The organism is Geobacter sp. OR-1 (genome assembly GCF_000813145.1).
Classification (GTDB): Bacteria; Desulfobacterota; Desulfuromonadia; order Geobacterales; family DSM-12255; genus Geoanaerobacter.
The window spans coordinates 96,068-110,553 of the sequence record NZ_BAZF01000006.1; the positions used below are offsets into that span (position 1 = coordinate 96,068).

At 55.0% G+C, this 14,486-nt stretch carries 8 protein-coding genes; 3 read left to right on the plus strand and 5 right to left on the minus strand.

All coding sequences use genetic code 11. The features are described from left to right. The first annotated feature begins 40 nt into the window (after window positions 1-40). On the plus strand, window positions 41-2,008 hold the full coding sequence (locus OR1_RS08015) for a CHASE2 domain-containing protein (protein WP_041971169.1): 1,968 nt from the start codon (window positions 41-43) through the stop codon (window positions 2,006-2,008). Window positions 2,009-2,010: 2 nt separating this feature from the next. On the opposite strand, the gene OR1_RS08020 is transcribed toward OR1_RS08015, so the two are convergent. Together OR1_RS08020 and OR1_RS08025 are read right to left on the minus strand one after the other, a co-directional pair. After that, on the minus strand, window positions 2,011-6,312 hold the full coding sequence (locus tag OR1_RS08020; protein WP_041971170.1) for a FecR domain-containing protein: 4,302 nt from the start codon (window positions 6,310-6,312) through the stop codon (window positions 2,011-2,013). A 10-nt stretch (window positions 6,313-6,322) separates the two neighbouring features. After that, entirely contained in the window at window positions 6,323-7,822 is a 1,500-nt protein-coding gene (locus OR1_RS08025; RefSeq protein WP_052440328.1) for a lipopolysaccharide assembly protein LapB, read from the minus strand. Window positions 7,823-7,967: 145 nt separating this feature from the next. Here OR1_RS08025 and OR1_RS20695 point away from each other — a divergent pair, with 145 nt between their 5' ends. Further along, window positions 7,968-8,519 (plus strand): Slp family lipoprotein, encoded by a 552-nt coding sequence (locus OR1_RS20695; RefSeq protein ID WP_052440329.1) that lies wholly within the window; start codon window positions 7,968-7,970, stop codon window positions 8,517-8,519. Window positions 8,520-8,714: 195 nt separating this feature from the next. Further along, the gene (locus tag OR1_RS22735) at window positions 8,715-9,491 is read left to right on the plus strand and encodes a PEP-CTERM sorting domain-containing protein (protein ID WP_041971171.1); all 777 of its coding nucleotides are present in this window, start codon (window positions 8,715-8,717) and stop codon (window positions 9,489-9,491) included. 93 nt (window positions 9,492-9,584) lie between these two features. Here the strand turns inward: OR1_RS22735 and OR1_RS08040 are convergent, their stop codons facing one another. The 3 genes from OR1_RS08040 to glnD form a co-directional block, all read right to left on the minus strand. Next, window positions 9,585-10,784, minus strand: a complete 1,200-nt coding sequence (locus tag OR1_RS08040; protein WP_041971172.1) for a cofactor-independent phosphoglycerate mutase — start codon at window positions 10,782-10,784, stop codon at window positions 9,585-9,587. A 73-nt stretch (window positions 10,785-10,857) separates the two neighbouring features. After that, window positions 10,858-11,748: a site-specific tyrosine recombinase XerD gene (gene xerD, locus OR1_RS08045; RefSeq protein WP_041971173.1), complete on the minus strand. Its 891-nt coding sequence runs from the start codon at window positions 11,746-11,748 to the stop codon at window positions 10,858-10,860. Further along, complete coding sequence (gene glnD, locus OR1_RS08050; protein ID WP_041971174.1) at window positions 11,745-14,450, minus strand: [protein-PII] uridylyltransferase; 2,706 nt, start codon at window positions 14,448-14,450, stop codon at window positions 11,745-11,747. Before glnD ends, xerD begins: the two co-directional genes overlap by 4 nt. Window positions 14,451-14,486: the final 36 nt, after the last annotated feature.

Below are 14,486 nucleotides of genomic sequence, written 5' to 3' on the forward strand. Positions count from 1 at the left end.
ACCAGGTGTGTGGTACTCAGTGTAGTTGCGGAGGGTTTGCATGGATCGGAAATTGATATTTCGGCGGGTGCTGGTCGGCGTTGCAGCAACCGTCCTGTCCACTCTCCTCTTGCTGCTGCAGTTCCCCCCTTTCGAAACCCTGGAAGTCAAGCTTCTTGATCTCCGTTTCAAGCTACGCGGCTCATTATCAACACCGGACAAGGTCGTTATTGCGGCCATTGACGAGCACAGTATAAAAGAATTGGGGCGCTGGCCGTGGGACCGTTCGGTTCTGGCCAGGCTGGTGGATAAACTTGCCGCTGCGAATGCAGGGGTTATTGCATTTGACATCATACTGTCGGAACCGGAACGCAACGATCCGGTTCTCGCCAAGTCTCTCCAGCAGGCCGGGAACGTGATTCTGCCGATCGTCTTCGACTTCTCCGGAAAAGACAATCCCATAGCCGATCCCTCCCTCCAGGCAACGGCCTTTCAACTGCTGTCAAACGAGCAGAACTTCTCCAGGTTCCCGCCGATAGAGGCACGCGGTATCCTCCTTCCGGTCCAGCCGCTCCGGTCGTCGGCAATGTCCATGGCGCACATCAACATGTTTCCTGATGCAGACGGCACATTACGCTGGGAACCACTGGCGATACTTTATAACTCGATGCTCTACCCTTGTCTCGGTCTCCAAAGCGCCGCCGCATACCTCGGCATCCCGGCAGACCGGCTGGCAGTAAACGCCGCCGAATCGGTCCAGATCGGGAAAACAGTAATCCCCACCGACCAGTGGGGTCGGACCATAATCAATTATTACGGGCCGGACCGTACCTTCCGCCATATCTCCATATCAGATATTCTTGACGGCAAGATTGCGCCTTCGTTGCTCGAAGACCGGATAGTCCTGGTCGGCGCAACTGCCGTCGGGATCTACGACCTCAGGGTTACTCCATATGCCGCGGCAATGCCGGGGATCGAAAAACATGCCAGCGTTATCGCCTCGATCCTGGACAAGCGCTTCGTAACCAAAACCGGCTCTCCTGCCAACATCGCAATTCTCTGGGTGAGCGGCCTGCTGCTCTCCATTCTCGTTGCCAGGAGCAAGCTGGTCGGCGACGTATTCATTACCGCGGCTGCCCTGGCCCTGCTAGGCGGAACCGGGGTGCTGCTGTTCAGCAGATGGGGGATATGGGTCAACCTTGCCTACCCGCTCAACAACGCCATCTTCATAACCGTTGCCGTCACGGCTTACAACTACGCAGTTGAAGAACGCCATGCCCGGAAGATCCGGGCAATGTTCTCCAGTTACGTTACCCAGACCATAGTCAACGAACTGATCAAAAACCCGGAGATGGCAAAACTTGGCGGCGAAAAACGGGAAATAACCGTCCTGTTCTCGGACATCAAGGACTTTACCACCTTTTCTGAACACCATACACCGGAGGAGGTGGTTGGACTTTTGAACGAGTACCTGACTGCCATGACCGAGATAATCCTTGAGCATGAGGGGACGCTCGACAAGTTTATCGGCGATGCCATTGTGGTGTTCTGGAATGCCCCGATCAAAACGGCCCGGCATGCCGAACTGGCGGTGAAATGCGCGCTGGCTATGCAGAAACGGGTCGCCGTACTGCAGAACAATTGGCGGTCCGAAGGTAAGCCGGTTTTGGAGGCCGGGATCGGCATCAATACCGGTGCGGTGGTAGTCGGCAATATCGGCGCCGAAGGGAAGAAGATGGAGTACACGGTAATCGGCGACCAGGTGAACCTCGGATCAAGGGTGGAGTCCCAGACCAGAAAATTCGCGGCCCCGATCCTGATTACGGATGGCACGCTGAAGGCCCTGTTGCCTGCTATCGAAGCAGGGGCCATGAACGGCATCATAATCCAGGGGCTGGCAAACGTAATCGTCAAAGGGAGACAGGCCCCGGTCGAGCTTCACAGTGTCGCCCTTCTCGCCGAGCCTGGCCTGCCTCCGGTAATAATTCCCTGCCCCGAGATGGAACCGCTGCAACTCACGGAAAAATAAAGCTATCGGGTCATTCCACTTGCCGTGCCGCTGAAACTCCCTGCTGAGTAGCTCCCGGCCCCCCTGCCGAACATGTTTATATTCGTGTGGCCCCCTACCGTGCCGGTGCCGGTGGTATCGCTTATGGATGCCCGCCACTTGCCGCCGGTCCAGCTATCCATGGTAAGCGTCGGCGATAAGCCGTTCACGGTCGCGCTGGACCCGCTGAGCGGCACGTTTCCGACCGCCAGCGGATTGCCGGTGTAACTCCCCAGGATATTACCGGTTGCCCAGATAATAGGCCGGCCTCCGGCTGTTGGTGCGAAAAATTTCACGTCGGCCCTGCTAATGGTGACGGTATCGCCACTGGCACCGCCTGAGCCGGTGAAATTGGCACTGCCGATCTCGAAGGCCGGGATGTTCAACTGCCTTAGCTTTGCCTGGCCGTCTGCGGTTGCCGCCATCTGGAGAAAGGTGTTGGTCTCCATGAATGCTCCGACAGCCATGGCCTGCCAATTTGCAGAGTTCGGATCAAACGTGCCGATATTCTCTCCGATCAGGATGCCGGTCATCGGCACGGCCTGAGACATATCCACCCAGCTTCCCCCCACAATACCGTGCAGTTTCCCGGCAACAGGAGAAGCAGCCGGCGGCATGAATGGCAATGCTTCCCACCGGTCGCCGAGGATCTCCCCGTCCACGGAAAAATTCCCGTCGGTTGCGGATAGCTTGTATTTCCAGTTATTAGAGGTCGGACCGCTGTAGTTTCCTGCCGTAGCCAGACTCCATACCCCCCATACCGGAATGGTGGATATCCAGGTGCGATCGAAGCCGTTACCAGGAGTAATTGGGGTTATGATACTGCCGCCGGTTCCGATGAAGGCACCGGATTGAGCCATGTTTAGCGGCAGGAATGCGGTCTGCACGTTCCAAGTCGACGGCGGTACTGAACCGGGCAGGGAAAGGATCTCTATCGGGAACCAATCCCCATGCGCTTCCCAGACACCGTTCATATCAAGATATCCGGACAACTTGCCGGCAAGAATGCCGGCTCTGCCGTCAGGGGCGGCATAAATGGCAGCAATCCTGCCGTCAATCGGCTCTTCAGGATAAGATCCCCCGTTGCTGAGCGCTCCGGCCAGATAGCCCTTGTATGCCCCGCCATCGGCAGTTCCGCCAGAACCGGTCGGAACGTCGAACGAAGCGAGAGCCGTGCTGAAGATGTAATTATTGTATTTCAACGCGGCCGGTGTATGCAGACCGACAATATCGAACTCGGACCGCTCGTTTTCGTTAGCCTTCCAGAGAGACAATCCGCCGAATACCCCGCTCAGAGCGCCGTCATACTGATAACCGGAAAAACCGTCGTATCTTTTTAACAGGTTGACACTGCCGAAGCTGCTGTAATAGGTGATCGGATGGGTGATCCCGGCAGCCGTCCCGGAAAAGGTCGAACCGCTCCAGGTTCCTGCGGCAACGCCGTTGAATGAAGACCGGAACGAGCCGCTGGTTTCTCCCAGACCGTTGATCTCGGCAAGCCAGACGTTATTCCCGGTTGTCGGGCTGATACCGCCGTGCTCCAGGCGGAAGGTCCCCATGATATGCGAGCCATCACTTACGGCGATTTGTTCACCCTCCGGTATGGCGCCGCTAAAGGTGCCGCTGACCGAATCAGTCGCCCAGAGCGAGAGTCGGTCGCCGGCAGCATGGGTGAAGGTGCGGATATTGGCGAAGGTCACCGAACTTCCGGCGGTATTGCTGCCGCTGAGGGCAAACGTGCCGGTCTGAATGCCAGGGAAGCCCGCCTGTTGCCGTTCAGCCTGCGTCAAGGAGAGAAAACGGCTCACATCCAGCCAGGCACCGGTTGTCACTGCTCCGAACGTCCCAACCCCCTGGTTGTAACTGCCGGTCATGGTCCCGCTCAGGAGCCGCGCCTTGCCGACACTCCAGTCACCCCAGGCGCCATATGCCTTGCCGGAAATATCACCATTAGTTCCCCAGGCACAGTAAGATACGACATTGAAAATATGGTCCGGTCCCCCTTTTCCGTTTGTTGGTGCAGCGATGGCGGCATCGGTCACCAGCACCAGGTCGGTGCCTGTTCCGGAGAAACTGCCGAAAGACTCCCTTTGCCAGACGCCAAAAGTCGGATCAGGGGTAAATACCGTCAGGTTCATCACGTCGCCACGATTTTTCATCCGGGAGGATATATTCAAAGAGGCGTCCAGCAGGAATCCATCGGAATTATTCTCGTTATTCAGATGAGAAAACACAGGACCGGTGACGACCGGGGGAGTAACCGAAACCGTCTTGGTCTGCCACCAGTCCGCCGGCATGGTTGCCGGATCCGTTGCTATTGTGCTGTTGAGTTCCTGCCGCTCCATGGAGCCGCTCCCCTCCCAGAAACCGTTACCGAGGTTGCCTTTGAAGTTGCCGTAGATTAATCCGGCGCCAAACTCACCATTGCCCCGGGGCGCCACATAGATTGCCGAAATATTGCCGGACGTTGTCCCGATCGGATCGAGATTGGCGCCGCCGATAAAGCCGCTGAATGCAGCACCGTCGTAACTGCCGATGCCGCCGGTCAGGTAGTTATGGGAACTGATCTTTCCGTTCCAGTAGCTGTTGCGGCTTCCTGGCCCCTGATATATGCCCATAAGAGTAATCGGTACTGTGGGGCTGCTCCAGAGGCCGGTCTCTCCACCGAGAAGCCCGCTCATATTACCCTGGTTTTCTATGGTCAGGAGATTGCTGTTCGCATCGATGCTGTTCGCCCTGGACATGGGACCTACGTTGATATCGCTAACAAATCCGAGCGGGGTCGAATAGCCGGCTGTAACGCTGCCGGTAGCGGCAAAATTCCACCCTGAGGCGTCATAACTGCCGGAAACCATGCCGGGAGAGCTGACGAAGCGATCCACACCAAGGTAAGTATAAGTGAAGTCTCCGGCAATTGAACCGCTGGTTACGGAAAGGGACGGACTCCTGAGCTGCCAGAAACCGTCCAAGGTTGTGCCGTCGAGATTTCCCACCCCACCGGCTTGAAGGGCAAATTGGGTCGGGGTCCCGGTTCCGGAAGCGCTGAACTGCCAGGAACCGGCGCTCCTGTCCCCGAATTCGAACAAACGTCCGGTAAGATCAGCAGGAGAACCCGGAGGTCCGGTCATCTTCCCTTTCAGGGCAATGGCTCGGGAGCCGACAAACAGGGTAGTGGCCACCGGAGCCGACGCATTGCCGGCCAAATCGACCACTTGGAACTCGACCAGATGAGTCCCCTCGGCCAGCCCTCCGATACTCCCGGGATAATCCTGCCACGCTGCATTGTCAAGCCGGTACCGGATTGTCCCGCTTACGCTCGACTGCACGGAAAACGTGGTTGGCGTCCCGGTACTGGTGGCGGGTGGTGGCTTGACCAGAGTGATTACCGGCGGAACCGTGTCCTGCGAAGGGAGTGTTTGATCCGGCTGTGTTTCCGTAATTGGAGGAGGATCAACCTTGGGCGGTATGATGGTATCAGCTTGAGTCGATGTGGTCGAACTGATGGCTGAATCCGGCAGCGGCTCAGAGGCAAGTCCGGCCCCAGAACCGTTCATTCCGGAAGTCTGCTGGGATTCGGTCTGTCCCTGATCCGCTTCGTCCTTTTTCTCAGACTTTCCATTACCCTTCTGCTTTAGTGTCGTCTCTTTTTCCACGTTCCGTTTTTCCGCATCGGTCGCAGACCTCGGCGGTAACGGCGCCCCCTTGGCCGTTACGGTAGTAACCGTGCCGGCAGGGACGGTTACTATGTTCTGCGGTAATTTCGGATTAAAAGCATATACCGAGCCCTCTTTTACCAGGATGCCGGTAACGTTACGATCGTGATAGACAAAGAAGTCGGTCCCTCTGACACCGGCAACGGCATTGGGGGTATGGATCTCGAAACGGCTCCCCTTGTTTTCCCCGGTTCCACCCTTGGTGACCACTGCCTGGACCTTGCCCCGCGGCAGGTTGAACTTTCTCCGGTCGCCACTGCCGGCGGCAAGATATTCGGAGACATCCAGCCTGCTTCGCTGGGCGATCTTCAGGATGTTACCATCCTTAAAGGTCACCTCGGCCCGGGCATTGCTCTTGGTCCGGATAAAATCACCGCTCCGGACCGGGTCACCCGCCTTTACCGGAACTGCGGGCAGAGCGCCACCCCGCATCAGATCGACAGCACCATCGATCCTGCTGAATACCCCCACGCCATCGTCTGCGGCGTACAGCACCGGGCAAGACAGCAACAAATATGCAAATAAGATTACTATCCGGATCAGATTTCGAAAACGGTCCTGGTCGATTCTCATGGCGTTCTCCTCAGAAGCTTGCTTCCAGACCGGCAATTACGGTATTCCGGCGGTAATCATACTGATCGATATTCGAAACCGATCGGGTATGGTTGTACTGGAAATTGAGCGAAATATTGGCTGAAATATCCCAGGTGAGGCCGGCAATTGCCGTATAAATCGTATCTTCGCGCACCTTGCCAAAGGTTGTGTGCCGGTGCAGGTAGTCCTGATCGAATAGATCGCCGTTGACCTGGATGGACAGGCCGTCGACTACCGGGAAGTTTGCGCCGATGTTTACCCTGTGCCCCCTGTTGACCCAATTCTGGCCGATGGCATTGTCGTAGGAAAACTCGTACCGAAGGCTTGCCATCCCGTTGCCTTCGGCAAAAGGAACTACGTATGCCGCTCCGGCCCCGAAAATGTCGGCATCGCGATCTTCATCGAACAGCAACGGATCGCGCAACATCTCGCGACGCGTATAAGCCAGATTCAACTGGACAATGTGGCTGAATGGCAAGAGCAGGCTCTGGGTCGGCCTTACAGAGGCAATCCCCATATATTTTTTGTCTGCCAGCAGAACATGACTGTAGGAAACCGGCAAACTGGCAGCGCCGTTTCTCTGCGTGTAGCTGGGAACAATGGATACGGAATTGACGAGGGTGTTCATGGTGTAGAGAGTCCCGTAGGTCGTGCTCTGGAAGTTGTATTGGGCGATTATCCCCCAAGGGGGATCAATAAGGGGCGCATAATCGATCCTGAAGGTCCCGACAAAGGCACTGTCTCTGTCGAGCTGATCCAGGCGGGTATCGTTGTCAGGGTTGGATATGACGTTATCGTCATAAAGATAATTCGCACCTGCGGTAAGCCGCCATGACCTGTGCGCTTCGATCAGCCTCGTGAATGTGGTCTCGTACTCTTTGGCCATGGATGCCGCATCAGACGCCGGGTCCATGGCGATGAGCGTCCGGAGGCTCTTGCGGGCCTGGGAAATTCTACGCTCCCTGGCCTGCAGAATGGCAATCTGCAACTCCGCAGGCTGGGCAAGTGATGGATCAAGCTTTGCCGCTGTCCGGAAACAGTCGATTGCATCGTCGATTTCGTTTTCTTTGGCCAGCACTACTCCCTTTAGAAACGATACCGCTGCCGGCCGCACTCTATTCTTTTCCGCGTCGATCAACGCCTTTTTCGCCCCGGCAACATCCCCCATGGTAAAGAGGGTCTCTGCCAGTTCCAGCGGCGCGTCCAGAATCGGCGGGGTTAAACGGAACGCATCGCGAAACTGTTCGGCAGCTGCGCTGTATTCACCTGTCTGCTTGAATGTCAGCCCGAGGTAAAAGGCTGCGACCGATGAACCGGGCTCTTTTCCCCTTGCGGCTTTAAGCGTGACCATCGCCTCTTCGAAATTTTCATCCCGGTATTCCCTGACCCCCTGTTCCAGCAGCGACTCTTCGCCAAAGCAGCTGGAAGGTCGAACCATGGCGATACCGATTGCTGTTAAAATGAGGATCGCAAGATATAAACGGCGCATAGTCCCTCCGGGCAAGCATCAAATTAGTAATGATTTATCAGATCGGCAAGTTACCGGTTTTCTTGAGACTAATTGAGCCGTTTGACAAACAGTGCGCTTATGTTCATATTTATGAATGAAATTTAGGGACAAAGGGAGTCGGCCGATGAAAACCAGCGTCGCAGCAGTTGCCATTTCTATCGCAGTTTTGTCGGGTTGTGTCCATGTAATGAACAGCGACGAATCCCTGCAGGTTTCGCCGGCAAGCTATGAAGAGATCAGGGATAAGCCCCAGGCTTATCAGGGAAAAACTGTGATGCTCGGCGGAGTAATCAGCAATGTGCTCAACTCGCCGCAGGGAGCGGAAATAGAAGTTATCCAATACCGGCTGGACGAGGATGGTTTCCCTGATGATTCGCTTGGATCTTCGGGACGGTTTCTCGCCACATCGCCAACTTTGCTGGATACAGATCTTTATCCTAAAGGAGTCCCGATCACTATTGTTGGCGAAGTAAAACCGGAGAGGCAGACAAAAACAAAATGGGAATCTGCCCGTTTGCCGGTGATTGCCATCCGGCAGTCCCATCTCTGGACACCTGAACAAGAAAGAAAACTCCCTTTCCTCATCCCTGGCACCAACCTGGTCGATCCCTACTACCACGGGCATGACACCCCGCTCCCGAAGCGGCCATTGGGTATCAAGACCGATATTTGGTAACAATATGCACTGTCGGGATTATTTACACTTCAGACATCACCGCTTTAATTAACTCTTCCAACATCAATAAAAACGCCTCGTTATCGATACGTTACCACCCTCCCCCATCTTGGCATCATTCTTGGATAACTCTTTAGTATTCAGATTGTTCTGTTTAATTATTACCCCCGAGCAATACACCCAAGGAGTTATGCGATGAAACCATGGAAACTTATCTTTACGGCAATGATCGCCTCGGCAGCCTTTGCCGGAGCAGCCCAGGCCTATACAACGGTTACGATCAACGACACATATATCGGCGGCAACCCCGCTGGCGGGACGAACAGCAATACTTCCTGGGACGGCAAGGATGTAGTGGGTGATGCTGCGTATTTCGGAATCAATAAGATGGCGGTCGACTTCAACGGCAGAGCCCTTGACCGGGTAAGGATCAATACAAATTATGTTGATTATCTCGGTAAATACGATACCCATATGGGCGATCTCTTCATCAGCACCAACGGCTATACAGCTGCCGGGATTTATGACACAAACACGACCGGGGAACAGTGGGAATACGCCCTTGTCCTGAATGCCTGTTCGGAAGTGCACAGCAAGGACTTCAGAGGCACGAGCGGCACCCTGGGTCTGTACAACGTCTACAACAGCGGTGCGAACAATAATATTGTTCTCTCGCACGCAAACGGGACCTACAGAAACTACCAGGAAGTCGAGATCAACACCCGTTACGGCCAGATAGCACAAAATGCCGGGACATGGTCGATCAACAAGGACACCAATGAGTTAATCTTCGACCTTTCCACCAATTTCTTCGACAATTTCAACAACTTCGGTTTTCACTGGGGGGAGAGTTGCGGTAATGACGTTATCGAAGGCGGGGCATCGGCTCCGGTTCCCGAGCCATCCACTTTCGCGCTGCTCGGTGCCGGTCTCCTTGGCGCCGGACTGATCCGCAGAAAAATGAAAAAGTAGCCGTAATATTTGGTGCAGTAACAAAAAGGGGTGTCCGGATGGACACCCCTTTTCGTATGATAAATACAAATGTCGAAATAGTTTACACCAAGGCTAACCCTTTAGTAGCATTTCCATCAACCGGAACCCTTCCTTCAGTTCCAAACCGGTCATCCGGGCAGAATCCTCGTCATACCCTGCTATGGAATGGTTTTCCTGATCCTCTCCGCTATAAAGGACAAACGGTACGGGATCTGAGGTGTGGGTCATTTTGGCCACCGGCGTGGGATGGTCCGGCGTACAAAGCACCCGGTAACTGTCGAATTTTTTTACACCGGCAAGAATCGGCCCCACAACCTGCGCGTCGAAATCCTCGATGGCCTTCATCTTGTGTTCCAGGTTACCTGAATGCGCTGCTTCGTCCGGCGCCTCCACATGAAGATAAACGAAGTCATGCCTCTCCAGGGCCTCCAGGGCAGCTTCAGCCTTGCCCCGGTAGTTGGTATCAATGTATCCGGTCGCGCCTGGAACCTTTATGATTTCCAGGCCGGCGCAAACCCCTATTCCCCTGATCAGGTCAACAGCCGATATCACTGCACCGGTAAGACCGAACTTCTTGCTGAACGGCACCATGGTGGGCGATTTACCCTGCCCCCAGAGCCAGATCGAGTTTGCCGGGACCTTATCCGCTTCGAGCCTCTTCCGGTACTGGGGATGGTTGAAGAAGAGCGTCTGCGAGCTATTCATAAGCTCAATCAGCCCCTTGGCCCCTTCTCCCTGCGGCAGATAGGGGAGGATATCCTTGCCGGTTATGTCGTGCGGCGGTGTAGTAATCAGATCCACCACTCCGCCGCGCCATACGAGCAGATGCCGGTAACCGACACCGGGGTGAAACTGGAACTCACCTCCATTGCAATCGTTTCTGAGGGCTTCGATAAGCTCTTGCCCCTCTTCGGTGCTGATATGCCCGGCCGAGTAATCCTGCATGATAAGCCGGCCACCCCGGGGCTGAAGATTGACCAGGTTCACCCGAAACGCCACGTCATCGGGTCCGAGTTCAACCCCCATACTGGCAGCCTCCAATGGGGAACGCCCGGTATAACATGTCTGCGGGTTGTAACCGAAAACCGAGAGATTTGCCACGTCGCTGCCGGGCGCAAATCCTGCCGGCACTGTCCGGGCAATCCCCAATTTCCCCCTCCTGGCTATGAAATCCATGTTGGGGGTATGCGCAGCCTGTAAAGGGGTCCTATTGCCGAGTTGAGCAAGCTTTTCGTCGGACATTCCGTCGCCGAGCAATACTATATGCTTCATCAGATTATTTCCTTTTTATTGAAATAGTGCTGAGAATACCGCAAAACTGGTCAAATGTGAATCCCCTGTTGCATCACCCCCTGGGATGATGTTCCGCATGCAAACGTTTCAACCTTTCCCTGGTAATATGCGTATAGATCTGGGTCGAGGAAAGGTCGGCATGTCCCAGCATCAGTTGCACACTCCTCAAATCGGCCCCATTCTCCAGCAGGTGCGATGCAAATGAATGCCTGAGGGTGTGCGGCGAGATGTTCTTTACAATCCCTGCCTCCAGGGCGCGTTTCTTGATCAGGTTCCAGAACGCCTGCCGGCTCATCCGGTCACCCAGCCTGCTGATGAAAAGATATTCGGAACCGCTTCGCTTGTCCACCTGTGCCCGGCACGAAAGCAAGTAATGCTCAAGGCTCCGGCGAGCGGATTCCCCCATCGGAACGACACGCTCCTTGTTCCCCTTGCCCATGGTCATCAGGTACCCGGCCTGCAGATTCAGGTTTTGCAGTTTCAGGGAAACAAGTTCAGAGACCCTCAAACCGGTTGCATAAAGGAGTTCAAGCATGGCCCGGTCACGCAAATCAAGTGCCGATTCCGTCTTTGGCGCACTAAGCAGTGCTTCGACTTCAGCCGGTGACAGAACCTCGGGGAGAAGGCGCAGCGTCTTCGGGGCCTCGATCAGAGAGGCTGGATTTACCTCGGCATACCCTTCAATCATGAGAAATTTGTGGAACATCCGGACGCTGGAGAGAACGCGAGCCCTGCTCGGCGGGGCCAGACCGGATGATTTAAGTAATGCGAGAAAGCCGGACACCTGCAGAGGCGTGATCCCTGAAGGTTCATTAATCCCGCACCGGGTGCAGAGATAATCTATGTACCTCCCGACGTCATGACTATAGGCCTCAAGGGTGTTCCGGGACAATCCTTTCTCTACAGTCAGATACCCGAGGAACAGATCGAGATATTGGTTCATTCCTGATCGATTGCCGTGTAAAGGCGCTCCTGAATCTCTTGGATCTTCCTTTCACTGGTCACCTTATGCCCGAAGATGTCCTTAACGTAAAATACGTCGAGAACCTGATCCACCTTGGTGGATATTTTCGATATCCCGATGTAAAGACCGAGCTCAGTGAGTGTACTGGTAATGCGATAGAGCAGCCCGACCTTGTCGTGGGTATAGATATCGATGACCGTGTACTCGGCGGAGACCTCGTTGTCGATCTCCACTTTTGTGGGAAAGCGCGGCTTCGGCCTTTCGGCCAGCGGAGTTACCCGTTGACGCTTCTCCACCAGCTTACGGACATTGGCGTGGCCTTCCAATACCTGCTGCAGATCTTCCCGGGCTCGATTCCAGCGGGATTCGTCCGTAATCGCAAACCCCTGGGGAGCATTGACCTGAAGGACATCCAGAGCCTTGCCGTTCGTGCTGGTGTGGATCTGGGCACCCAGTATGTTCATGCCGTTGGCGGCCATGACCCCGGTTATCATGGAAAACAGCCCCGGGACATCCAGAGTGCAGACAGTGAAGTTGGAAAACCCGCCTTCCTGGTCATGTTCCACAATAGTAACGATATTACGTCCTTCAAGGGCCAGAAGCACCTTGACATGTTCCGCCAGTGTCCGGGGTGCGTTTGAAAGGATGTGCCTGGTTGCCATCGCGTTCAGCTCTTCTCTGATGGCCGCCTGCGGATACTCATCCCCAAGCAGTTCGAGAACCTGACGCTTTACTTTCTTGACTCGCTCACTGCTCGCTTCAAGCCTGAAATTGCCCCGTTCGAGGACCTGGAATGCCTTTTCATAAAGTTCCTGGGTCAGCCTGGCCTTCCATTCCGTCCAGACATCGGGGCCAACCGCCTTGATATCCGCATAGGTGAGAAGATACAGCATCTTGAGATTCTCGCTGGTCTCCATCTGCCGCGCGAACTGAACTATCATCTTCTCGTCGTTGAGATCCCGGCGCTGAGATATATGGGCAAAAAGGATATGATGCAGCACCAGGAACTCCAGCCGCTCGCTGTCTTCCTTGGAAAGCCCCAGCCGCCTGGCAATGGTGGGCACCATCTCCGCGCCGCGCTCGGCATGCCTTCCACCGTCCCCCTTGCCGATATCGTGCAACAGAACCGCAAGCATCAGGAGTTCGCGCTTGTCGATATCACGGGCAACGCTGGTCATCAGCGGCAGATCCTCTGCGTGCTCCCCTTTCCAGAGCCTGATGATCTCTTCCACGGCAAACAGCGAATGAATATCCACCGTGTAAATGTGGTAAAGATCGTGCTGGACCTTGCAGTAGATTCTCTCGAATTCAGGGATGAAGCGGTTTAGGAACTGAAGGTGATGCATCAACTGCAGGGTTTCGGCCACCCCTTTCTCGCTACGCAGAATCCTGAAGAACGAGGCGTTTACTTCCCGGTTGCGCCGGAATTTGTCATTAACCAGATCAAGGCTCTCCCGGATCAGGGACTTGACCCGGAGACTCAGAACAACCCCCTGTTTCTGGGCATACTCGAACAGCTTCATCAACCGGGACGAATCTTTCTGAATGACCGATTCATCCGGAACCACCAGTTCCCCTTTCAGAACATAGAACCCTTCACCCAGAGGACGCCGAATAAAATACCCCAACAGCTTCAGCGGTCCGACATCCTTTACTACGCACTTTGAAACCATGAGCGAAGAGAAATGCTCCACCCGCGTGCCGTGCAGGTAGTAGTCGCGCATGAACTCCTCAACCGCGAGCACTCGGCCGGAATCGGCATAGCCCAGATACTCGGCCACCTTGGCCTGGGCCTCGAATGTCAACTGATCGTTTTTGCGGCCCGCGAGATAGTGGAGCTCGTTTCTGATCCGCCAGAGATAGGCAAGGGCCTGATAATAGCCCTGCAGCTCTTCTTCAGACAGTATCCCCTTGACGATCAGCTCTCTCGGGCTGCTGACCTTGTATTTGATCTTTGCCACCCAGATCGCCGAGTGCAGATCCCTTAAACCGCCTTCCCCCTCTTTGAGGTTAGGTTCCAGGATATATATGGACGAGCCGTACTTTTCCCGCCGTTTGCGCATCTCGGCCAGTTTTTCCCTGATAAAGGCATCGCTCCCCTTTGCCACAACCTGAGAGAGCAGGACCTTTTGATACTCCTTGAACAGCACCCTTCCGCCGACCAGGTAGCGGCTGTCAAGCAGGGCAGTCTTGACCGTCAGGTCGCTTGCCGCCATCTCCACGCAGTCCTGGATTGTCCGCACCGAATAACCGACATCTAGCCGCATGTCCCAGAGAAAGTAGAGCAGTTTCTGGGCGATATCCTCGATACGCTGCGGGTCCTTCCCAAGGTAAAGGAACATCAGATCTATGTCGGAAAACGGATTCAATTCTCCCCGGCCGTATCCTCCGATTGCAACCAGGGTAAGCTGCTCGTCCCGGCGTCTTACCGGCGGCATATCGGCCATGATGCATTTGAACAGTTTTACTATCAGGGTGTCCGTCATCCTGGTGATGTCAGCGACAACCTCATCTCCTGGCGTACCGGAACGGTGCCGTTTTTTGATCGTTTCCCGGTAATGGGCCAGGAAATGTTTGCTGGCGGCTAGATAGAGCGGCCGTTTTTCCTCGAAGGATGCCCGCCCGGAATCGCCGGAATGTAGGGCTTCATCGGGGAAATACCTGTTGATATCGAATTCCATAAGACCTCGTTGTTACTAACCGGCAGGGCGGAAAAG

Bases quoted from the DNA above. Each gene is read 5' to 3' on its own strand.
- OR1_RS08015 (WP_041971169.1), top strand. From the start codon at position 41: ATGGATCGGAAATTGATATTTCGGCGGGTGCTGGTCGGCGTTGCAGCA.
- OR1_RS08020 (WP_041971170.1), bottom strand. From the start codon at position 6,312: ATGAGAATCGACCAGGACCGTTTTCGAAATCTGATCCGGATAGTAATC.
- OR1_RS08025 (WP_052440328.1), bottom strand. From the start codon at position 7,822: ATGCGCCGTTTATATCTTGCGATCCTCATTTTAACAGCAATCGGTATC.
- OR1_RS20695 (WP_052440329.1), top strand. From the start codon at position 7,968: ATGAAAACCAGCGTCGCAGCAGTTGCCATTTCTATCGCAGTTTTGTCG.
- OR1_RS22735 (WP_041971171.1), top strand. From the start codon at position 8,715: ATGAAACCATGGAAACTTATCTTTACGGCAATGATCGCCTCGGCAGCC.
- OR1_RS08040 (WP_041971172.1), bottom strand. From the start codon at position 10,784: ATGAAGCATATAGTATTGCTCGGCGACGGAATGTCCGACGAAAAGCTT.
- xerD (WP_041971173.1), bottom strand. From the start codon at position 11,748: ATGAACCAATATCTCGATCTGTTCCTCGGGTATCTGACTGTAGAGAAA.
- glnD (WP_041971174.1), bottom strand. From the start codon at position 14,450: ATGGAATTCGATATCAACAGGTATTTCCCCGATGAAGCCCTACATTCC.